The organism is Bradyrhizobium sp. sGM-13 (assembly GCF_018398875.1).
Taxonomy (GTDB): Bacteria; Pseudomonadota; Alphaproteobacteria; order Rhizobiales; family Xanthobacteraceae; genus Bradyrhizobium.
The window spans coordinates 1-231 of record NZ_JAGWDK010000456.1 but is presented as its reverse complement, the minus strand read 5'-3'; the positions used below and the strand labels follow the sequence as shown (position 1 = coordinate 231).

At 61.5% G+C, this 231-nt stretch carries 1 protein-coding gene; it reads left to right on the top strand.

The genetic code is table 11. The annotated features are described in order from the left end of the window. Nucleotides 1–225, top strand: a 225-nt coding sequence (locus KJQ96_RS39645) for an invasion associated locus B family protein (protein WP_213291290.1), incomplete at its 5' end; no start/stop codon positions are given. Nucleotides 226–231 lie beyond the last annotated feature (6 nt).

Here is a 231-nt window from a genome sequence, read left to right as displayed (position 1 = left end):
TCCGGGCTCGGCCTGAAACTCGATAACCAGGACGTTGGACGGGCCGGGTTCGTGCGATGCCTGCCGAATGGCTGCGTCGCCGAGGTGGTGATGGACGAAAAACTCTTGGGCCAGCTCCGGGGCGCCAAGACGGCAACTTTCATTATCTTTGAGACGCCCGAAGAGGGAATTGGGTTTCCGCTCAGCCTGAACGGGCTCGGCGAGGGATATGACAAGCTGCCGTGAGGGCGA